Annotated in this window: 8 protein-coding genes; 6 read left to right on the top strand and 2 right to left on the bottom strand. The window is 75.6% G+C overall.

All coding sequences use genetic code 11. The annotated features are described in order from the left end of the window. Positions 1 to 16 precede the first annotated feature (16 nt). From T398_RS16255 to T398_RS16245, 3 genes are read left to right on the top strand one after another with little or no spacing between them, the layout of a single operon-like run. Positions 17 to 4,756 (top strand): type I polyketide synthase, encoded by a 4,740-nt coding sequence (locus tag T398_RS16255; RefSeq protein ID WP_496447899.1) that lies wholly within the window; start codon positions 17 to 19, stop codon positions 4,754 to 4,756. 33 nt (positions 4,757 to 4,789) lie between these two features. Beyond that, entirely contained in the window at positions 4,790 to 15,370 is a 10,581-nt protein-coding gene (locus T398_RS16250) for an SDR family NAD(P)-dependent oxidoreductase (RefSeq protein WP_496447898.1), read from the top strand. Between the two features lie 13 nt (positions 15,371 to 15,383). Then, positions 15,384 to 16,970, top strand: coding sequence for an acyl-CoA carboxylase subunit beta (locus tag T398_RS16245; RefSeq protein ID WP_358044768.1), 1,587 nt, complete (start codon positions 15,384 to 15,386; stop codon positions 16,968 to 16,970). A 66-nt stretch (positions 16,971 to 17,036) separates the two neighbouring features. On the opposite strand, the gene T398_RS16240 is transcribed toward T398_RS16245, so the two are convergent. Both T398_RS16240 and T398_RS16235 read right to left on the bottom strand, forming a co-directional pair. Continuing rightward, complete coding sequence (locus tag T398_RS16240; RefSeq protein WP_496447896.1) at positions 17,037 to 17,792, bottom strand: ABC transporter permease; 756 nt, start codon at positions 17,790 to 17,792, stop codon at positions 17,037 to 17,039. Between the two features lie 16 nt (positions 17,793 to 17,808). Next, positions 17,809 to 18,762 carry an ABC transporter ATP-binding protein gene (locus T398_RS16235; protein WP_358044763.1) on the bottom strand — a complete coding sequence of 318 codons (954 nt, stop codon included), beginning with the start codon at positions 18,760 to 18,762 and terminating at the stop codon, positions 17,809 to 17,811. A gap of 216 nt (positions 18,763 to 18,978) precedes the next feature. Between T398_RS16235 and T398_RS16230 the strand changes: the two genes are divergently transcribed. The 3 genes from T398_RS16230 to T398_RS16220 are packed head-to-tail and all read left to right on the top strand — an operon-like array spanning position 18,979 to position 22,491. Further along, on the top strand, positions 18,979 to 19,749 hold the full coding sequence (locus T398_RS16230; protein WP_496447895.1) for a thioesterase II family protein: 771 nt from the start codon (positions 18,979 to 18,981) through the stop codon (positions 19,747 to 19,749). A gap of 34 nt (positions 19,750 to 19,783) precedes the next feature. Then, the gene (locus tag T398_RS16225; RefSeq protein WP_496447893.1) at positions 19,784 to 21,523 is read left to right on the top strand and encodes a fatty acyl-AMP ligase; all 1,740 of its coding nucleotides are present in this window, start codon (positions 19,784 to 19,786) and stop codon (positions 21,521 to 21,523) included. Next, entirely contained in the window at positions 21,520 to 22,491 is a 972-nt protein-coding gene (locus T398_RS16220; protein ID WP_358044754.1) for a beta-ketoacyl-ACP synthase III, read from the top strand. Before T398_RS16225 ends, T398_RS16220 begins: the two co-directional genes overlap by 4 nt.

The raw sequence follows: 22,491 nt of genomic DNA, 5'->3' as shown, positions 1-22,491 counted from the left end.
GACGGAAAGAGGCGCCATGACAGACCAGAACAAGCTCCTGGAATATTTGAAGCGGGCCACCGTCGACCTGCGGGACACGCGGGAGGCGCTGCGCGCCGCCGAGGACCGGGCCCGGGAGCCGATCGCGATCGTGGCGATGGGCTGCCGGTATCCGGGCGAGGTGGCCAGCGCCGAGGACCTGTGGCACCTGGTGGCGGCCGACGGCGACGCGATCGGCGCGCTGCCGTCCGACCGGGGCTGGGACCTCGACGCGCTCACCGCCGCCGGCGGGCCGCGCGAGGGCGGCTTCCTCAGCGGCGCCGGTGACTTCGACGCCCAGCTTTTCGGCGTCTCGCCGCGCGAGGCGCTGGTGATGGACCCGCAGCAGCGGCTGATGCTCCAGGTCGCCTGGGAGGCGTTGGAGCACGCCGGAATCGACCACACGCTGCTGCGCGGCACCCGCACCGGCGTCTTCGTCGGGGCCATGTACCACGACTACGGCGCGCTCGCCGGGGCCGCCGGGGACCAGGCCGAAAGCTACCTGGCGACCGGCAACGCCGGCAGCGCCATCTCCGGCCGGGTCTCCTACACCTTCGGTTTCGAGGGTCCGGCCGTCACCGTCGACACCGCGTGCTCGTCCTCACTCGTCGCGGTCCACCTGGCCGCGCAGTCGCTGCGTCAGGGGGAGTGCACGCTCGCGCTGGCCGGCGGCGTCACCGTGATGGCCACGCCGTCCGTGCTGACCGGGTTCACCGTCGACAGCGGTCTCGCCGCCGACGCGCGCTGCAAGTCGTTCGCCGCGTCGGCCGACGGCACCGCCTGGTCGGAGGGCGCGGGGCTGCTCGTGCTGGAACGGTTGAGTGACGCCCGCCGCCACGGGCACCCGGTGCTGGCCCTGGTCCGCTCCAGCGCGGTCAATCAGGACGGGGCGTCGAGCGGGCTGACCGCCCCGAACGGCCCGTCGCAGCAGCGGGTGATCGCGCAGGCGCTGGCCGGCGCGGACCTGGGCCCGGGCGACGTGGACGTGGTCGAGGCGCACGGCACCGGCACCACGCTCGGCGACCCGATCGAGGCGCAGGCGCTGCTGGCCGCGTACGGGCGCAACCGGCCGCCGGACCGGCCGTTGTGGCTGGGGTCGGTGAAGTCGAACCTGGGGCACACCCAGGCCGCCGCGGGCGTGGCCGGGATCATCAAGATGGTCATGGCGCTGCGCCACGGGCTGCTGCCGCGCACCCTGCACGTGGACGAGCCGACGCCGCACGTCGACTGGTCGGCCGGGGAGATGCGCCTGCTCACCGAGCCGGTGCCGTGGTCGCGTCACGGCAGCGCCCGGCGGGCCGGGATCTCCTCGTTCGGTGTCAGCGGCACCAACGCCCACGTGATCGTCGAGGAGGCCCCCGCCGCGACGCCCGCCGCGACCCGCGAACCGGCCGGCGCCCCGGCGACGGTGCCGCTGCTGCTGTCGGCCGGCTCCGGCACCGCCCTGCGCGAGCAGGCACAGCGGCTGCTGGCCCGGCTGTCCGCCGACCCCAACCTGGCGCTGCTCGACGTCGGCCACTCGCTCGCCACCGGCCGCACCCTGCTCGACGAGCGCGCGGTGGTGCTGGCCGGCGATCCCTGCCGGACGACGGCGAGCCTGACCGCGCTGGCGCAGGGCACGGCCGACCCGGCGGTGGTCAGCGGGACCGCCCGCCCGGGCCGGCTGGCCGTGCTCTTCACCGGCCAGGGCGCGCAGCGCCTCGGCATGGGCGCGGAGCTGCGTGCCGCGTTCCCGGTGTTCGCGGCAGCGTTCGACGCGATCTGCGACCGCTTCGACGCCGTGCTGGACCGGCCGCTGCGGGAGGTGATCGACGCCGACGCCGACGCGCTGCACCAGACCGTGCACACCCAGGCCGGCCTGTTCGCCCTGGAGGTGGCGCTGTACCGGCTGGTGGAGAGCTGGGGCGTCACGCCGGACGCGTTGCTCGGCCACTCGATCGGCGAGCTGGTCGCCGCGCACGTGGCCGGGGTGCTGTCGCTCGACGACGCCTGCGCCCTGGTGGCCGCGCGCGGCCGGCTGATGCAGCAGTTGCCGCCCGGCGGCGCGATGCTCGCGGTCGACGCCACCGAGGACGAGGCCACCGCCGAGCTGGCCGACCTGGACGGCCGCGTGGACGTGGCGGCGGTCAACGGGCGGGCCCAGGTGGTGGTCTCCGGCGACGAGGACGCGGTGTTCGCACTCGCCGCGCGGTGGACCGCGCAGGGCCGGCGCAACAACCTGCTGCGGGTGTCGCACGCGTTCCACTCGGTGCGGATGGAGCCGATGCTCGACGAGTTCCGGGCGGTGGCGGAGGCGCTGACGTACGCCGCGCCACGCATCCCGGTCGTGTCCAACGTGACCGGCCGGGTCGCCGAGACCCTGGACGCCGAACACTGGGTCCGGCACGCCCGCCGCGCGGTCCGGTTCGCCGACGGGGTGGCCTGCCTGGAGGCGGCCGGTGTCACCCGGTTCCTGGAGCTCGGGCCGCACCCGGTGCTGACCGCGCTGACCCGACACTCGCTCACCGGCACCGCCGACGCGCCCACGGTGATCGCGCCGGCGCTGCGGCAGGGCCACGGCGAGACGACGACCCTGCTCGCGGCGCTGGCCGAGCTGCACGTGGCGGGTCAGCCCGTCGACTGGGCGGCGGTCTTGCGGGTGTGGGGCGGCACCCGCGTCGTCCTGCCCACCTATCCGTTCGCGCGGGACCGCTACTGGCCGGTCCTCGCGCCGCCGCGGCCCGAGGTCACCGGCGCCGGCGCCTTCTGGGCGGCGGTCGACGACGACGACGTCGCGCGGTTCACCGGTCTGCTCGGCGTGGCGCCGGACACCCGGGTGACCGAGCTGCTCCCGGCCCTGTCCGCCTGGCGCGGGCAGGCCGCCGAGCAGGCGGCCACCGACTCCTGGCGCTACCGGGTCGAGTGGCGGCCGGCGCACCCGACGGCGGCCCGGCTCAGCGGCACGTGGCTGGTGGTGACGCCGGGCGACGACGACGAGATGGTCAGCGACGTGGCCGGCGCGCTGAAGGCCGGCGGCGCCGAGTCCCGGGTGGTCCTGGTCACCGGCGACCGGGCGACGGCGGCGGAGGGCCTGCAGCCGTACCGGTCGGCCGAGCTGGCCGGCGTCGCCGGCCTGCCCGGCAGCGCGGGCGCGGCCTGGCTGCTGAGCGTCACCCAGGCGCTGCACGACCTGGACTGGAACGTCCCGCTGTGGTGCCTGACCCGGGACGCGGTGACCGGCGACGACCCCCACGGCGACGTGGTCTGGGGGTTCGGCCGGGTCGCCGCCCTCGAATTCCCGCGCTGGTGGGGCGGCCTCGTCGACCTTCCCGTCCAGCTCGACGTGCTCGCCGCCCGGCACCTGGTGAGCGTGTTCGCCGACGGCCGGGAGGACCAGGTCGCCGTCCGCGCGTCCGGGGTGACCGCGCGCCGGCTGGTCCGGGCGCCGGCTCCCGCGCGCACCGGGGCCGGATGGACGCCGACCGGCACCGTGCTGCTGACCGGTGGCGCGGGCGCGCTCGGCGGGCACGTCGCGCGCTGGCTGGCCGACCGGGGGACGCCGCACCTGCTGCTCGCCGGCCGCCGGGGCGCGGACACCCCCGGCGTGTCGGAACTGGTCCGCGACCTGGAGGACCGTGGCGCGCGGGTGACCGTCGCGGCCTGCGACGTCACCGACCGGGACGCGGTGACCGCGCTGCTCGACGCCGTCCCGGCGGAGCATCCCCTGTCCGCGGTGGTGCACGCGGCCGGCGCCGGCACGGTGTGCCCGATCACCGAACTGACCCCGGCCGACCTGGCCGACGCGATGCGCGCGAAGGTGGTCGGCGCGGAGGTGCTCGACGACGTGCTCGGCGACACGCCGCTGGACGCGTTCGTCGTGTTCGGCTCGATCGCCGGCGTCTGGGGAGCGGGCGGGCAGGGCGCGTACTCCGCGGCCAACGCCCACCTCGACGGCCTGGTCCGGCGGCGGCGTGCCCGGGGCCGGCCCGGCACCTCGGTGAGCTGGGGCCCGTGGGCGGGCGCCGGCATGGCGGCGGGGGCGGGCGCCGACGCGTACCTGCAGCGGCGTGGCCTGCCGCCGATGGACCCCGGCCTCGCGGTGGCGGCGCTGGCCGGCGCGGTCGGCGGCGGCGACGGGTGCGTCGTCGTGGCCGACGTCGACTGGGACCGCTTCGCCCCGGCGTTCGCCGCGCTCCGGCCGCAACCCCTGCTGACCGGGCTGGCCGACGCCGCCGGCGGCGGGCCGGCCGAGCCCGACGGCAGCCAGGGCGACCGGGACCGGCTCACCGCGCTGCCCGCCGCCGAGCGGGCGGCGGCCGTCCTGGAGCTGGTGCAGCGGCACGCCGCGGCGGTGCTGGGCTACGCCCAGCCGGCCACCCTGCGGGTCGACCGCGCGCTGCGCGACCTCGGCCTGGACTCGGTGACCGCCGTCGAGCTGCGCGACCGGCTCGGCCGGGCGGTGGGTGAGCGGCTGCCCGCCGCCGTCGCGTTCGACCATCCGAGCGTCCGCGCGCTCGCCGAGCACCTCGACGCGCTGCTCTTCGGCGGCGCGGCCGAGGACGACGACGACACCCGCGTCCGCCGGGCGTTGCAGCTGATCCCGCTGTCCCGGCTGCGCGGCGCCGGCCTGCTCGACACGCTGCTGAGCCTCGCCGAGCCGGAGCCGGGCGCCGACCCGGTGCCGCTGGCCACCGACGAGATCGACGACCTGGACGGCGAGGACCTGCTGCGGCTGGCGCTCGGCGAACGGGCCTCCTGAACCACCCGACGCGACGACCCGCTGGAGTTCAAGATGGCTTCGACCGAAGACTACGTGGCCGCGCTGCGGTCGTCGTTGAAGGAGACCGAGCGGCTGCGCACGGCGAACCGCGCGCTGACCGAGGCCGCCACCGAGCCGATCGCGATCGTCGGGATGGCCTGCCGGTTCCCCGGCGCCGACTCGCCGGAGGCGCTGTGGCGACTGGTCGACGACGGTGGCGACGCGATCACCGGCTTCCCGGACGACCGGGGCTGGGCGGCGCACCCGGACGGGCCGGCGTACGCGGCCCGGGGCGGCTTCCTCGCCGGTGGCGTCGACTTCGACGCCGAGTTCTTCGACATCTCCCCACGCGAGGCGCTGGCCATGGACCCCCAGCAGCGGCTGCTGCTGGAGACGTCGTGGGAGGCGATCGAGCGGGCCGGGATCGACGCCGACGAGCTGCGGGGCACCCGGACCGGGGTGTTCGTGGGCGCGGCCACCTCCGGCTACCACTACCTGCTGCACGACGAGCCGGCGGCGGAGGGGCACGCGCTCACCGGCAGCGCCACAAGCGTGCTGTCCGGCCGGGTCGCCTACACCCTCGGGCTGGAGGGCCCGGCCGTCACCGTCGACACCGCCTGTTCGTCGGCGCTCGTCGCGGTCCATCTGGCCGGGCAGGCGCTGCGTCGCGGCGACTGCGCCACCGCGCTCGCGGCCGGCGTCACCGTGCTCGTGTCGCCCGAGGTGTTCGGCGAGTTCGCCAAGCAGGACGGCCTGGCCGCGGACGGGCGGTGCAAGCCGTTCGCGGCGGCTGCCGACGGCACCGGCTGGGCCGAGGGCGTCGGCGTCCTGGTGTTGGAGCGCCTCTCCGAGGCGCAGCGGCTCGGCCGGCGCGTCCTCGCCGTGCTGCGCGGCAGCGCGGTCAACTCCGACGGCGCCAGCAACGGCCTGACCGCGCCCAGCGGCCCGGCCCAACGCCGGGTGATCCGGCAGGCGTTGGCCGGCGCGGATCTCACGCCCGCCGACGTCGACGCCGTCGAGGCGCACGGCACCGGCACCCGCCTCGGCGACCCGATCGAGGCCGAGGCGCTGTTGGCCACCTACGGTCACGGCCGGTCCGCGGCCGATCCGCTGTGGATCGGCTCGGTGAAGTCGAACATCGGGCACACCCAGGCCGCGGCCGGCGTGGCGGGCGTGATCAAGATGGTGCAGGCGATCCGGCACGGCCGGCTGCCGCGCACCCTGCACGTGGACGAGCCGACCCCGTACGTCGACTGGAGCGCCGGCGGCGTCGCGGTCCTGCGGGACCCGGTGGACTGGCCGCGCCGGGACCGCCCGCGCCGGGCCGGCGTCTCGTCGTTCGGGGTGAGCGGCACCAACGCCCACGTGATCCTGGAGCAGGCACCGCAGCCGCCGGCCGGTGAGCCGGTCGAGCCGGTTGCCGGCCCGGTCCCGTGGGTGGTGTCCGGGCGTACCGCCGCGGGTCTGCGCGCCCAGGCCGATCGGCTGCGGGTCTTCCTCGGCGCGGACCACGACCGGCACGCGGTCGCCCGGGCGCTGGTCGGCACCCGCTCGGCCATGGAGCACCGGGCCGTCGTGTTGGCCGGTCCGCAGGGCCTGGCCGCGGTCCGGGACGGGCACGCCGCGCCCGGGGTGGTCCGGGGCACGGTCAGCGCGGGCAAACTCGCGTTCCTGTTCACCGGCCAGGGCGGCCAGCGGGTGGGGATGGGCCGGGAACTGCACGCCACCTACCCGGTCTTCGCCGCGGCGTTCGACGACGTCTGCGCCCGCTTCGACCGCCACCTGGAGCGTCCACTGCGCGACGTGGTGTGGCACGACGCGGACCTGCTCGACCGGACCGGCTACACCCAGGCCGGGTTGTTCGCGGTCGAGGTCGCGCTGTTCCGGCTGGTCGAGTCGTGGGGCGTGGTGCCGGACGTGCTGCTCGGCCACTCGATCGGCGAGCTGACCGCGGCCCACGTGGCCGGGGTGCTCTCGCTCGCCGACGCGGTCACGCTGGTGGCGGCCCGGGGCCGGCTGATGCAGGCGCTCCCGGCCGGCGGCGCCATGCTGTCGGTACGTCTCGGCGAGGCGGAGGTCGCCGCGGCGTTGCCGGACGGGCTCGACATCGCGGCGGTGAACGGCCCCGAGTCGGTGGTCGTCTCCGGCGACGCCGAGGCGGTCGCCGCGTTCGCCGCGAGCTGCGCCCGCGACGGGGTCAGGACCCAGCAACTGCGGGTCTCGCACGCCTTCCACTCGGCCCGGATGGAGCCGATGCTCGACGCGTTCCGCGCGGTGGCGGCCGGGCTGACCTACGCCGCGCCGCGCATCCCGATCGTGTCGAACCTGACCGGCACCGTGGTCGACGGCTACGACGCCGACACCTGGGTGCGCCACGTGCGGCGCCCGGTCCGCTTCCACGACGGCGTGCAGGAGTTGGCCGAACTCGGCGTCCGCCGCTACCTGGAGATCGGCCCGGACGGCGTGCTCACCGGCATGGCCCAGCTCGGCGCGGCCGGGACCGCCGAGCCCGAGGACCTGGCGCCGCCGGTGCGGGTGGCCGCGTCCCGGCGCGAGCGGCCCGAGCCGGAGACGCTGCTGGAGGCCGTCGGGGCGCTGTTCACGGTCGGCGTCCCGGTCGACTGGACGGCCGTCGTCGGGCGGGACACCGGACTGCCGGCCGAGCTGCCCACGTACGCGTTCCGGCGGGACCGTTACTGGCCGGCGCACCGCGCCCCGGCCGCCGACGACTGGCGCTACCGGGTGGTGTGGACGCCGGTCACCCCGGTGCCGGGCCCGCGCCCCGGCCCCCGGCTGGTCCTGGTGCCCGAGGGCGTCGCGGCCGAGGACGTGGTGGCCGCGCTCGGCGACGACGTCACCGTGCTGACGTTGACGGCGGTCGACCTGGACCGGACGGCCCTGGCCGCGCGCCTGGCCGCGACGGGCCGGGAGTTCGGCGCCGTCGTCTCGCTGGCCGGGCTGGCCGACGAGCCGATGCCGGACGGCGTGGTGGCGCGCGGTGCGGCGCTGACGCTGACCGTGTTGCAGGCCCTCGGTGACGCCGGCATCGCCGCGCCGCTGTGGACGATCACCCGGGGCGTGTCCGAGCACCCGCTCGCCGCGCAGGTGTGGGGGCTCGGCCGGGTGGCCGCGCTGGAGCACCCGGACCGGTGGGGCGGCCTGATCGACCTGCCCGCCGGCACCGGCGGGACGGCCCTGGGCCACCTGGCCGCCGTGCTGGCCGACGGCAGCGAGGACCAGGTGACCGTCCGGCCCACCGGGGTGACCGCGCGCCGCCTCGTCCGGGCCGCCCCGCCGGCGGCCGGGCGCGCTGGCGCCACCGGCGGTACGGTGCTCGTCACCGGCGGCACCGGGGCGCTCGGCGCGCACGTCGCGCGCATGCTGGCCGACCGGGGCGCCGGGCACGTGGTGCTGACCGGCCGGCGCGGCGCCGACGCTCCCGGCGTGGCCGGACTGGTCCAGGAGCTGGCCGGGCGCGGCACCACCGTCACGGTCGCCGCCTGCGACGTCGGCGACCGGGCCGCCGTGGCCGAGCTGGTCGCCGGCATCCCGGACCTGGCGGGCGTGGTGCACGCGGCCGGGTCGGGGGAGTTCGGCGCGCTGGCGGACACCGACCCGGCGGCGTTCGCCGCGACCCTGCGGGCCAAGGTGGCCGGTGCCCGGCACCTGGACGAACTCACCGCCGAGCTCGACTTCTTCGTCGTCTTCAGCTCGGTGGCCGGGGTCTGGGGCAGCGGGCAGCAGGGCGCGTACGCCGCCGCCAACGCCGTCCTCGACGCGCTGGTCGAGCAGCGGCGGGCCGCCGGCCGGCCGGGTCTGGCGCTCGCCTGGGGCCCGTGGGCCGGCGCCGGCATGGCCGGTGACGCGAGCACCCAGGAGTACCTGCGCCGCCGGGGCCTGCGCGCGATGGACCCGGCGCGTGCGGTGGCCGCCCTGGCCGCCGCGCTGGACGGCGACGACGACGGATGCGTGGTCGTGGCCGACGTCGACTGGCGGAGCTTCGCCCCCGCGTTCACCGCGTCCCGCCCGCAGCCGCTGCTCGCCCTCCTGCCCGAGGCGGCCGGTCCGGCCGCCGGGGCGGCCCCCGGCGGCGACCCGCCGGCGTTCGCGGTGACCCTGCGCGGGCTGCCCGCGGCCGATCGGGAACGCGCGCTGCGCACCCTGGTCCGCGAACAGGCGGCGGTGGTGCTCGGTCACCGTGACGCGGCCGGGGTGGACGTGCGGGTCCCGTTCAAGAAGCTCGGCTTCGACTCGCTGACCGCGGTCGAGCTGCGCAACCGGCTCAGCGCCGAGACCGGCCTGACGCTGCCGGCCACGCTCGTCTTCGACCACCCGACCCCGGTGGCGTTGGCCGGCCGGCTGCGTGAGCTGCTGGCCGGGGACTCCGCCGCCACCACGAGCGCGGAGCCGGCGGCCCGGACCGAGCCGGACGAGCCGATCGCGATCGTGGGCATGGCCTGCCGTTATCCCGGCGACGCGGACAGCCCGGAGGCGCTGTGGCGGCTGGTCGACGGCGACGGCGACGGCCTCACGCCGTTCCCGGTGGACCGGGGCTGGGATCCGGCGTCGCTGGACGACCCGGACGCGCGGGGCGGCTTCCTGCGCGACGTGACCGGGTTCGACGCCGACCTGTTCGCCGTCTCGCCGCGCGAGGCGCTGGCCATGGACCCGCAGCAGCGGATGCTGCTGGAAGTGGTGTGGGAGACCTTCGAACGGGCCGGGATCGATCCCCGCTGCACCGCCGGCACCCGCACCGGCGTGTTCGTGGGCACCAGCGGCCAGGACTATCTGGGCCTGCTCGCCGTCGCCGGCGAGGAGACCGACGGGCACCAGGGCACCGGCAACGCGGCGGCGGTGCTGTCCGGCCGGGTGGCCTACGCGTACGGGCTGGAAGGTCCCGCGCTGACCGTGGACACCGCCTGCTCCTCGTCGCTGGTGGCGCTGCACCTGGCCGTGCAGGCGTTGCGCCACGGTGAGTGCGCGACCGCGCTGGCCGGCGGCGTGACGGTGATGTCGACGCCGACCGCGTTCGTCGAGTTCCGCCGCCAGCTCGGCCTCGCCGCCGACGGGCGGTGCAAGCCGTACGCGGCTGCCGCCGACGGCACCGGGTGGGGCGAGGGCGCCGGGGTGCTGCTGCTGGAACGGCTCTCCGACGCGCGGCGCAACGGACACCGGGTGCTGGCGCTGGTCCGCGGCACCGCGGTCAACTCCGACGGCGCCAGCAACGGGCTGACCGCGCCGAACGGGCCGGCTCAGCAGCGGGTGATCCGGGCGGCGCTGGCCGCGGCCGGGCTGTCACCGTCGGACGTGGACGTGGTCGAGGGACACGGCACCGGCACCCGCCTCGGCGACCCGATCGAGGCGCAGGCGCTGCTGGCCACCTACGGTCAGGACCGCGCCGAGCCGCTCTGGCTGGGCTCGGTGAAGTCGAACATCGGGCACACCCAGGCCGCCGCCGGCGTCGCCGGGGTGATCAAGATGGTGCAGGCGATGCGGCACGACCGCCTGCCCCGCACGCTGCACGTGGACCGGCCGACGCCGCAGGTCGACTGGACGTCCGGGGCGGTGCGGCTGCTGACCGAGCCGGTGCCGTGGACCCGGGCCGGGCGCGCCCGGCGGGCCGGCGTCTCGTCGTTCGGCATGAGCGGCACCAACGCCCACGTGATCATCGAAGAGGCGCCCGGGGCCGCGCCCGTGCCCGCCACGCCGGCTCCCGCCGCCTGGTCCTGGCCGATCTCCGGGCGTACCGCGGAGGCGTTGCGCGCGCAGGCCGCCGCGTTGCGCGAGGTCGACGACGAGCCGGCCGCCGTCGCCCGCGCGCTGGTGAGCGGGCGGGCGGCGCTGGAGCACCGGGCCGTGGTCGTGGGCGCGGACGCCGCCGGCCTCGCCGCCGCCGCGACCGGCGCCACCGCCGCCGGCCTGGTCACCGGGGTACGGTCGGCGGCCACCGCCGAGGGCGGCGTGATCCTGGTCTTCCCCGGCCAGGGCGGCCAGTGGGCCGGCATGGCGGCCGACCTGCTCGACACCTGCCCGGTCTTCGCCGACCGGTTCGCCGAGTGCGAGGCGGCGCTGGCCGAGCACCTGGACTGGGCGGTCGGCGCCGCGTTGCGCGCTCGCGACGAGTCCTGGATGGAACGTTCCGACCTGCTGCAACCGGCGCTGTGGGCGGTGATGGTGTCACTGGCCGCGGTCTGGGAGTGGCTCGGCGTCGACATTGCCGGCGTGGTCGGGCACTCCCAGGGCGAACTCGCCGCCGCCGTGGCCGCCGGGGCGCTGAGTCTCGCCGACGGCGCGCGGATCTCGGTGCAGCGGGCCCGGATCCTGCTCCGGCTGGCCGGTCAGGGTGGCCTGCTGGCCGTCGGGACCGGCCCGGATCGGGCCGGGGCGCTGCTGGACGGCGTCGACGGCGCGGTGCTCGGTGCGGTGAACGGCCCGCACCTGGTGGTGCTGTCGGCCGACTCGGCCGGCCTGGCCACCATCGAGCAGCGGTGCGCCGCGGCGGGCCTCTGGTCGCGTCGGGTGGCGATCGACTACGCCTCCCACTCGCCTCAGGTGGAGGCCGTCCGCGACGACCTGCGGGCGGCGTTCGGCACGGTGCGCCCGACGGCCGGGCGGATCCCGTTCTACTCGACCGTCACCGGTGGCCTGCTCGACACCACCGCGCTCGACGCCGGCTACTGGTATGACAACCTCCGCGACCCGGTCCGGTTCGACGAGGTCGTGCAGGGACTCATCGCGGCCGGGCACACCACGTTCGTCGAGGTGAGCCCGCACCCGGTGCTGACCGCCGCGCTCCAGGACCGGGTCGACGCCGCCGGTGGCCTGGTGACCGGGACGCTGCGCCGCGACCACGACGGCTGGACCCGACTGCACCGGGCGGCGGCCGAGCTGTGGGTGCGCGGCGCCACGGTGGACTGGTCCGCGCTCACCCCGCCCGGGCCGGTCGCCGACCTGCCGACCTACCGGTTCCAGCACCAGCGGTTCTGGCCGCGGGTGCGGGCGACGGCCGGCGACGTCTCCGCCGCCGGGCTCACCTCGGGCGGTCATCCGCTGGTCGGCGCGGCGGTGACGCTCGCCGACGACGACGGGCTCGTGCTCACCGCCCGGATCTCCACCACCACCCACCCGTGGCTCGGCGACCACCGCGTGCTGGACCGGATCGTCTTTCCCGGCACCGCGTTCGTCGAGCTGGCCGGGCAGGCCGGGCGGCTGGTCGGCGCGGGCGCGCTGCGCGAGCTGACCATCGGTACGCCGTTGGTGCTGCCGGCGACCGGGGACGTGCTGCTCCAGGCGCGGGTCGGCGGCCCGGAGAGCGACGGCGCCCGCACGGTGCGCATCGCCGCCCGCGCCGGTGACGACGGCCCGTGGGTGCGCCACGCCGACGGCCTGCTGGTCGACGACGACGCCGCGCCCGGCTTCGACCTGCGGGACTGGCCGCCCGCCGGGGCCGAGCCGGTCGCCGTGCACGACACCTACGAGCGGGCCGCGCAGGCGGGTCTCGACTACGGGCCGGACTTCCGGGGGCTGCGCGCGGCCTGGCGGCACGGCGACGACGTGCTGGCCGAGGTCGAGCTGCCGGAGACCGTGGACGCCGAGTCGTACGCGGTGCACCCCGCCCTGTTCGACGCCGCCCTGCACGCGGCGGCCCTGGTCGGCGGTTCCGGGGGTGCACGGCTGCCGTTCGCGTGGACCGGCGTCGGCGTGCACGCCGCCGGCGCGCGCACGCTGCGGGTGAGGTTGCGCCCGGTCGGCGAGGACGGCCTCGTCGTGCAGCTCGCCGACGCGTCCGGCGCCCCGGTCGCCGCCGTCGACAAGCTGGTGTTCCGCCCGGTCGCCGGCGACAGCCTGACCCGTGCCCCGCGGCTGGACGACTCGCTGTTCCGGATCGAGTGGGACGAGAGCGGGGCCGAGGGCAGCACCGCCGGCCGGACCTACCTGGCCGTCGGCGACCTGACCGTGCCCGACCTGCCGTTGCTGGCCGCGATCGAAGCCGGCGAGCCCGCCGACCTCACCCGCCGCACGCTCGACGCGGTGCAGCGGTGGCTGGCCGGCGACGACGACGCCCGGCTCGTGGTGCTCACCCGCGCCGCCACGGCGGCCGGCGGACCGGTGACCGACCTGGCCGCCGCGACCGTGCTGGGTCTGCTCCGCTCGGCCCAGAACGAGTATCCCGGCCGGATCGTCCTGGTGGACACCGACGGGCTGCCGGAGTCGTGGGCGGTGGTGGCCGGCCCGCTGCCGGTCGACGCGGAACCGCAGATCGCGGTCCGCGCCGGCGGGGTGCTCGTGCCGCGCCTGAGCCGGGCGCTGCCCGCCGCGTTGGTGCCGCCGGCCGCCGGGCCGTGGCGGCTGGAGGCCGGCGCGACCGGCACCCTGGACGGTCTGGAGCTGCGCCCGTCCCCGGCGGCCTCGGCGCCGCTGGCGCCCGGCCAGGTCCGGATCGCGGTACGGGCGGCCGGCGTCAACTTCCGCGACGTCGCCATCTCGCTCGGCCTGACCGACCAGCAGGGGATGGGCACCGAGGCGGCCGGCGTGGTCACCGAGGTCGGCGCGGACGTCGACGACCTGGCGCCCGGCGACCGGGTCTTCGGCGCGATCGGCGGCGCGTTCGGCCCGGTCGTGGTGGCCGAACGCGCGCTGGTGGCGCGGATCCCGGCCGGCTGGAGCTTCGCCGAGGCGGCGTCGGTCACGACGGTCTACCTGACCGCCTGGTACGGCCTGCGCGACCGGGGCGGCCTGCGGGCGGGGGAGACCCTGCTGGTGCACGCCGCCGCCGGTGGGGTCGGGATGGCCGCGGTGGAGCTGGCCCGGCTGTGGGGGGTCGAGGTGTTCGCCACCGCGAGCCCGGCCAAGTGGGACACGCTCCGTTCCCTCGGCGTGGCCGACGACCACCTGGCCTCCTCGCGCACCCTCGACTTCGCCGACGCGTTCCGGGCGGTGACCGGCGGTCGCGGCGTGGACCTGGTGCTCCACTCGCTGACCGGCGAGTTCACCGACGCCTCGCTGCGCCTGCTGGCCCCGGGCGGCCGGCTGCTGGACATGGGCAAGACCGACAAGCGCGACCCGCTGGAGGTGGCCGACCGCCATCCCGGCGTCCGCTACGACGCCTTCGACCTGTTCGAGGCCGGCGCCCCACGCATCGGCGAGCTGCTGCGCGAGGTGCTGCGCCTGTTCGACCAGGGCCGGCTGCGGATGCTGCCGATCACCGCCTGGGACGTCCGGGACGCGCCGGCCGCGTTCCGGCACATCAGCCGGGCCCGGCACGTCGGCAAGAACGTCTTCACCGTGCCCGCGTCGCTGGACCCGGCCGGCACCGTGCTGGTGACCGGCGGCACCGGGCAACTCGGCGCTCTGCTGGCCGAGCACCTGGTGGCCGCGTACGGGGTCCGTCACCTGCTCCTGACCAGTCGCCAGGGCCCTCAGGCACCGGGCGCGGCGGAGCTGACCGCGCGGCTGCGCGACGCCGGCGCCACCGTCGACGTGGTCGCCTGCGACGTGGCCGACCGCGACGCGCTCGCCGCGCTGCTCGACGGCCGCCGGCTGACCGGTGTGGTGCACTGCGCCGGCGTGCTGGACGACGGGACGGTCGCCGCGCTGACCGGCGACCGGATCGGCACCGTGTTCCGGCCCAAGGCCGACGCCGCGCGGCACCTGCACGAGCTGACCGCCGACCACGACCTGGCGATGTTCGTGCTCTACTCGTCGGTCGCGGCGACGTTCGGCTCGCCCGGGCAGGCGAACTACGCGGCGGCCAACAGCTACCTCGACGCGCTGGCCGCGTACCGGCGCGGGTTGGGCCTGCCGGCGGTGTCGCTCGGGTGGGGGCTGTGGTCGGGGGCGAGCGGGATGGCCGCGCACCTCGACGGCGCGCACCTGGACCGGGCCACCCGGGCCGGCGCCGCGCTGGACGCCGAGCGAGGCCTGGCGTTGTTCGACGCGGCGATGGGCCTGCCCGGCGCGCACCTGGTGCTGTCCGCGCTGGACCGCTCCGGCTTCGGCGACGAGGTGCCCCCGCTGCTGCGCCGGCTGGTGCGGCCGGCCGTGCGCCGGGCGGCCCCGGCCGCGGTCGCCGGGGCGGTCCCGCTGGCCGAGCGGCTGGCCGCGCGGTCCCCGGCCGAGCAGGACGCGTTCCTGCTGGAGTTGGTCGTCGCGCACGCCGCGGCCGTGCTCGGTCATCCCACCACGGACGCGGTCGGCGCGGAGCGGGCGTTCAAGGACCTCGGCTTCGACTCGCTGACCGCGGTCGAGCTGCGCAACCGGCTCACCGCCGAGACCGGCGTGCGCCTGCCGGCGACCCTGATCTTCGACCACCCGACCCCGCTGGCCCTGGCCACCCGGGTCCGGGCGCTGCTGCTGCCGGACCGGGGCAGCCCGGAGGCGGTGCTGCGGCGCAGCCTGGACGACGTGGAGACGGCGCTGGGCGAGGTCGCCGGGCTGGACTCCAACGAGCGCTCCCGACTGCGGATGCGGCTGGAGGTGCTGCTGGACCGGGTGCGCGACGCCGGCGACGAGGGCGCCGGCGTGCCGGCCGCCGCCGGCGACGACGACGACCTGGAGTCGGCCACCGCGGACGACATCTTCGCCCTCATCGACAGCGAACTCGGAACGTCCTGAGAGGACCCTCCTGATGCCTGAGCAGACAGCCGCGGAACCGACGACCGCCGAGCGCCTCGCCGCCCTGGACGCGCGGCACCGGCAGGTGGTGGAGACGGCCGAGGAGCGGGCCCGGCACAAGCAGCACGAGAAGGGCAAGCTCACCGCGCGCGAGCGGCTCGACCTGCTCTTCGACAGCGGTTCGTTCGTGGAACTCGACGAGTTCGTCCGGCACCGGTGCACCGACTACGGCATGACCGACGACCGGCCGGACGGGGACGGGGTGATCACCGGTTACGGGACCGTCGACGGCCGGCAGGTCTGCGCGTTCTCCCAGGACTTCACGATCCTGGGCGGCAGCATGGGCGAGGCGTGCGGCGGCAAGGTCATGAAGCTGATGGACCTGGCCATGAAGATCGGCTGCCCGGTCGTCGGCATCAACGACTCCGGCGGCGCCCGGATCCAGGAGGGGGTGCTCTCGCTGGCGCACTACGCCGAGATCGGGCGCCGCAACGTGCTCGCCTCCGGCGTGATCCCGCAGATCTCGCTCATCATGGGTCCGTGCGCCGGCGGCGCGGTCTACTCGCCGGCGATGACCGACGTCACGGTGATGGTGCGCGACACCTCGTACATGTTCGTGACCGGGCCGGAGGTGGTCGCCGCGGTGCTGGGGGAGCGCACCACGCGCGACGAGCTGGGCGGCGCGGAGACCAACAGCGAGGTCGCCGGCAACGTGCACCACGTGGCCGACGACGAGCCGGCCGCGATCGCCTGGGTCCGTGACCTCCTCGGCTACCTGCCCAGCAACAACCGTGCGGAGCCGCCGGTGTTCGCGCACACCGGCGCGCCGGAGGTCACCGAACGCGACCGGCACCTCGACGGCATCATGCCGGACACGGCGAACCGCGGCTACGACATGGTCGAGCTGATCGAGCGGGTCGTCGACGAGGATTCGCTGCTGCCGTTCCAGGAGTCGTTCGCGCCGAACATCATCTGCGCGCTCGCCTCGGTCGAGGGGCGCTCGGTCGGCGTGGTCGCCAATCATCCCGGCCACCTGGCCGGCGCGATCGACCTGGACGCGTCGGACAAGGCGGCCCGGTTCGTGCGGATGTGCGACGCGTTCCGGATCCCGATCCTGACCCTGGTCGACGTGCCGGGCTACCTGCCCGGCATCCAGCAGGAGCGGATGGGCATCATCCGGCACGGCGCCAAGCTGCTCTACGCGTACTCCGAGGCCACCGTTCCGCTGGTGACCGTGGTCGTGGGCAAGGCGTACGGCGGTGGGTACGCGGTGATGGGGTCGAAGCACCTGGGCGCCGACATCAACCTCGCCTGGCCGACCGCGAAGATCGCGGTGATGGGCGCCGGCGGGGCGGTGCTGATGCTCTACCGCAAGGCGCTGACCGGCGCCGAGGGCGCCGACCGCGAACGCCTGCTGGCCAAGTACACCGAGGAGTACCGGCAGTTGTTCGACTCGCCGTACATCGCCGCGGAGCGGGGCTACGTCGACCGGGTGATCCGCCCGTCGCAGACCCGCCTGGAGGTGGCCCGCGCGCTGCGCGCGCTGCGGCACAAGCGGGCCGAACTGCCCGCGAAGCGGCACGGCAACATCCCGCTCTGAGCACCGGCCACGCCGAAGAGGCCGCCACGCCCGTCGGCGTGGCGGCCTCTTCGCGGGCTCCGTCGACTACCGGATGCTGCGGGCGAACTGGCGCGACGCCCAGTAGACCGACAGCGTGGTCAGGACCGTCAGCACGGCGAAGCTCTGCCAGACCACCGGCGCCTCGGGGTGCCCGGCGAACAGCTCGCGCATGCCCCGGACGACCCACGAGAACACGTTGAGGTTGGCCACGTTCTGCAGCCACACCGGCGCCAGCGCCAGCGGCAGCAGGATGCCGGAGAGCATCAGCAGCGGGTGCCCCACCGTGTTGATCAGCGGGCTGAGGATGCCCTCGGTCTTCAGCTTCAGCGCCGCCCCGTTGGACAGCGCCGACATGCCGAGCGCGATCATGCCGACCAGCAGGAACCCGAGCAGCAGTTCCGGCAGGCGTACCGTCAGGCCGAACAGCATCGCGGTGAGCGTCACGATGGCGGCCTGGAACAGCAGGTTGGCGACGTCCTTGAGGGACCGGCCGAGCAGGAGCGCCACCGTGCTCATCGGCGTCACCCGGGCCCGCTCGATCATGCCGGCGCGCAGCTCGACGAGCATGTTGAAGCCGGCGAACATGCCGCCGAAGATGGCCAGCAGCACCAGCAGTCCGGGCACGAACGTGGTGTACGCCGCCCCGGACGTCGGCGCGTTCAGGGCCCGCTGGAGCAGCGGCGCGAACAGGAACAGGTAGACCAGCGGATCCAGGATGCTGAGGAAGATCCAGATCGGGCTGCGGATGATCTGGCTGATCTGGCGGTGGAACACCAGCCAGGTGCCGCGGGCGACGTTCATGGCGGCAGGCCCCCTTTCAGGCTGCGGTGAGCGAGCGGCCGGCTTTGGCCAGGAACACGTCGTCGAGCGAGGGCCGGTGCACCTCGATCGTGTCGGGCACGATGCCGGCGTCGTCGAGGTCGTGCAGGATCTTCGGCAGCACGCGGTTGCCGGAGTCGACGAACAGGCGCAGGCCGTCGTCGGTGGATTCGAGCCGGGTCACGTAGGCGGCGGCGGTCATGACCTTCTCGGCGTCCGGCGTGCTGCCGTTGAGGCCGAGCGTGACCACGTCGCCGGCGACCTGACGCTTCAGCTCGTCCGGGGTGCCCTCCGCGACGACCTGCCCCTTCTCGACGATCGCCACCCGGTCGCACAGGGCGTCGGCCTCTTCGAGGTAGTGGGTGGTGACGAGCACGGTCATGCCGTCGGCGCGCAGACGCTCGATCTCGTCGCGGATGTCGGCCCGGCCGGCCGGGTCGAGGCCCGCCGTCGGCTCGTCCAGGAACAGCACCTTCGGCTCGTTGATCAGGCCCATGGCGATGTCCACCCGACGTCGCTGGCCGCCCGAGTAGGTCTTGCACCGCCGGTCGGCGTACTCGGTGAGCTTGAAGGTGTCCAGTGCCCGCGCGGCCCGCTCGCGGGCCTCGGCCTTGCCGATGCCGAACATGCGGGCCTGCAGGACGAGCTCCTCCCGGGCGGTCGAGTTGTCCGCGGTGCACCCGCCCTGCGACACGTACCCGATGCGGCGTCGCACCTCGGCCGCCTCGGTGGCGAGGTCGGCGTCGGCGATGACGGCGTGACCGCTGTCCGGCCGGATGAGGGTGGTGAGCATCCGGATGGTCGTGGTCTTGCCCGCGCCGTTCGAGCCGAGCAGGCCGAGCACCTGTCCTTTCTGGACGTCGAAGGTGACGCCACGCACGGCGGGGACGTCGATGGTCTTCCGCCCGAAGCGGATCCGGTACGACTTGCGCAGTTCGTTGACCTCGATCATGTCTACTCCCAAGCGGTGGCAAGGCACGGATGCGCCACGCCTGTCCATGCTCGGGGCGGATGCGCGGCGCGGTAACCCGTAGGCCGCCCCCTACTGACCCGAGACTGCGGGCGGGCCCTTCCGGATCTCTTGCGTCCGCTGTCGGCGCGTGAGGATCCTCGTCTCACATCGAGGGTTCCGCCCGACGGAGCTCAGCCGAGACGAGGGGCGACCAGCATGACCGACGACGACGCGGGCCTGTGGATCCGCCAGTACCACCCGGCCGCTCCCGGCAGCGTGCAGCTCGTGTGCCTGCCGCACGCCGGCGGCTCGGCGAGCTACTACTTCCCGGTGTCGCGGGCCCTGGCGCCCGAGGTCGAGGTGCTGGCGATCCAGTACCCCGGCCGGCAGGACCGCCGGCACGAGCCGCTGGTGCGGGACCTGCCCGAGCTGGCCCGGCGGGTGCACGCGGTGCTGCGCCCCCGCACCGACCGGCCGTTGGCGCTGTTCGGGCACAGCATGGGCGCGAGCCTCGCGTTCGAGGTGGCGCGCCTGCTGGAACAGCAGGACGGGGTGAGGCCGGCGTGGGTGTTCGCCTCCGGGCGGCGGGCGCCGTCGCGGATCCGGGACGAGCGGGTGCACCAGCTCGACGACCGTGGCCTCATCGCCGACGTGCGCCGGCTCAGCGGAACCGAGGGCGGGCTGCTCGGCGACGACGAGGTGCTGCGGATGATCCTGCCGGCCATCCGCGCCGACTACACCGCCGCGGAGACGTACCGCTACCTGCCCGGCCCGCCGCTGTCGGCGCCGATCACGGCGTTCACCGGCGAGAGCGACAGCAAGGCGACGGTCGACGAGGTGCGGTCCTGGCAGGACCACACCACCGGGCCGTTCGACCTGCACACCTTTCCCGGCGGCCACTTCTTCCTCAACCGGCACCAGGCCGCGGTGCTCACCATCATCCGGACGCAGCTCGACGGCGTGCGGGCCGGTTCGCGCACCGCCTGACCCGGCACCACCGCGCAGCGGAAGAGGAATCAGCATGACCGACACGATCACGACGACCACGTCGCCCGACCTGACCACCATGCTGGCCAGGCGGGCGGCGGAGACGCCGGACACGGTGGCGTACTCGATGGTCCGGCCCACCGGCCGCCGGCGCGACGACGAGCTGACCTACGGCGATCTGGAGATCGCCGCGCGGGCCCGGGCGGCCGCCATGGTCGAGGAGGACCTCGGCGGGCGTACGGCGGTGATGCTCTATCCGTCCGGTCTCGAGTTCCCCCGGGCGCTGCTGGGCGCCCAACTGGCCCGGGTGCGCGCGGCCCCGGTGAAGGTGCCCAACCGGCGCAGCGGCCTGCTGCGGGTGCGCGCGGTCGCGGACGACGCGGGGGCGACCACGATCCTCACCACGGCGGCCGTCCGGGAGCAGCTCCTGACGCAGTTTCCGGATGCGCCGGAGTTGTCCGGGCTGTCCTGGCTGTGCACCGACACCGTCGCGGACGAGATTGCGTCGGCCTTCTCGCCGCGGATCGTCGTGCCCGACGACGTGGCGATGTTGCAGTACACCTCCGGCTCGACGGGCATGCCCAAGGGCGTCGTGGTCAGCCACCGGAACTTCTGCGCGAACGCCGAGGACCTGGCCCGGCGCTGGCCGGTGACCGACGGCGGCCGGGTGGTCTCCTGGCTCCCGCTGTTCCACGACATGGGGCTGCTGTTCGGCATCGTGATGCCGCTGTGGTCCGGGGCGCCGGCGCACCTGATGACGCCGGACGACTTCGTCCGCCGCCCGCTGGGCTGGCTGGAGGCGATCGCGGAGCTGCGCGGCACGCACACCGCCGCGCCGAACCTGGCCTACGAGCTGTGCGCCCGGGCGGCTGCCGGCGCCCCGAGCGACCTCGACCTGTCCTGCCTGCGGGCGACGATCAGCGGGTCGGAGCCGGTGCGGTGGGACACGGTGGAGCGGTTCGCCGCGGCGTTCGCGCCGTACGGGCTCCAGCGGCGTTCGATCAGCCCCGGATACGGCCTGGCCGAGAACACGTTGAAGGTCTCGGGCAGCCGGTCGACCGACCCACCCCGGGCGCGGTGGCTCTCCGCCGCGGCCCTGGCCGACCGGAAGGTCGTGGGCGTCGACCCGGCCGACCCGGACGCGACAGCGGTGGTGAGTTGCGGGCCGGCCGACGGGCTGACCGAGGTGACGATCGTCGACCCGGCCGGCCGCACCCGCTGCCCGGACGAGACCATCGGCGAGATCTGGCTGTCCGGTCCCTGCGTGGCCCAGGGCTACTGGCAGCGCCCGGCCGAGACCGCGGCGACGTTCGAGGCGACGCTCGCCGACGGCGACCCGGCCCTGCGCTACCTGCGCACGGGGGACCTCGGCTTCGTCTGCGACGGTGAGCTGTTCGTCGCCGGGCGGCTCAAGGACGTCATCATCCGGTTCGGCCGCAACTACTATCCGCAGGACCTGGAGCAGACCACCGAGAGCTGCGCCCCCGGGTTGCAACCGTCGTGCTCGGCCGCCTTCGCCGTCGACGGCGACTCCACCGACGACCTGGTGCTGGTGGTGGAGGTGAACGGCCGGGTCCTGCGGGACACCCCGGCCGGGCCGCTCACCGAGGCGGTCCGGACGACGGTGGAGTCGCGCCACGGCATCCCGGTCGCCGAGGTCGTGCTGATCCGGCGCGGCACGCTGCCCCGGACCACGAGCGGCAAGGTGCAGCGGCGAGCCTGCCGGGCCGCCTACCTCGACGGCACACTGGCCCGGATCGGCTCCGGCTCGTGACCGGCAGCCGGATCCGCGGCGTGGGCGCCTACCGCCCGGCCCGGGTCGTCCACAACGACGAGATCTGCGGTCCGATCGACTCGACCGACGAGTGGATCCGGCAACGTTCGGGCATCGTCAGCCGCCGGTTCGCCGGCCCGCAGGAGACCGTGGTCAGCATGGCGGCGCAGGCCGCCGACGGCGCCCTGCGTCACGCCGGCGTCGCCGCGGAGAGCATCGACGTCGTCATCGTTGCGACGATGTCCTACCTCTACCAGTCGCCGGCCGCCGGCCCGCAGGTGGCGCACCTGCTCGGCGCGCGTCGGGCGACCGCCTTCGACCTCGGCGCGGCGTGCGCCGGGTTCTGCTCGGCGCTGGCGGTGGCCGACGGGCTCGTCCGCAGCGGTTCGGCCGGCCGGGTGCTGGTCGTCGGCTCGGAGCGGATGACCGACATCATCGACCCGAAGGACCGGTCGACCGCGTTCCTGTTCGCCGACGGCGCCGGCGCGGTGGTCGTCGAGTCGTCCGCCGCCCGCGACATCCACCAGGTGGTCTGGGGCGCGGACGGCGCCCGTAGCGGTGTCATCGGGCACGAGGGTTCGTGGGCCGGGACGCGCGACGATCCGGGCTTCTGGCCGGTGATGCGGATGGCCGGGCCGGAGGTCTTCCGGTGGGCGATCTCCGAGGTGGCGCCGGTCGCCGGCGAGGCGGTGCGGGCCGCCGGCCTGACCGTCGACGACCTGGCGGCCTTCGTGCCGCACCAGGCCAACGTGCGGATCATCGACCGGATCGCCGGTTCGCTGGGCCTGCCCGCGAGCGTGGTGGTCTCGCGCGACGTGGCGCACTCCGGCAACACCTCCGCCGCGTCGATCCCGCTCGCCATGGAGGCGCTGATCAGCGCCGGCCGGGTGCCGCCCGGCGGCCTGGCGCTCCTGTCCGGGTTCGGCGCCGGTCTGACCCATGCCTCGCTGGTGGCCCGGCTGCCCTGA

The sequence above is a fragment of the Salinispora goodfellowii genome (assembly GCF_059570675.1).
The sequence above is the reverse complement of the archived record's forward strand: the minus strand, read 5'-3'. Positions and strand labels throughout refer to the sequence as shown.

What these genes read in the sequence shown, in the direction of transcription:
- T398_RS16225 (WP_496447893.1), top strand. Translation starts at nt 19,784, where the DNA reads ATGACCGACACGATCACGACGACCACGTCGCCCGACCTGACCACCATG.
- T398_RS16245 (WP_358044768.1), top strand. Translation starts at nt 15,384, where the DNA reads ATGCCTGAGCAGACAGCCGCGGAACCGACGACCGCCGAGCGCCTCGCC.
- T398_RS16250 (WP_496447898.1), top strand. Translation starts at nt 4,790, where the DNA reads ATGGCTTCGACCGAAGACTACGTGGCCGCGCTGCGGTCGTCGTTGAAG.
- T398_RS16240 (WP_496447896.1), bottom strand. Translation starts at nt 17,792, where the DNA reads ATGAACGTCGCCCGCGGCACCTGGCTGGTGTTCCACCGCCAGATCAGC.
- T398_RS16230 (WP_496447895.1), top strand. Translation starts at nt 18,979, where the DNA reads ATGACCGACGACGACGCGGGCCTGTGGATCCGCCAGTACCACCCGGCC.
- T398_RS16235 (WP_358044763.1), bottom strand. Translation starts at nt 18,762, where the DNA reads ATGATCGAGGTCAACGAACTGCGCAAGTCGTACCGGATCCGCTTCGGG.
- T398_RS16255 (WP_496447899.1), top strand. Translation starts at nt 17, where the DNA reads ATGACAGACCAGAACAAGCTCCTGGAATATTTGAAGCGGGCCACCGTC.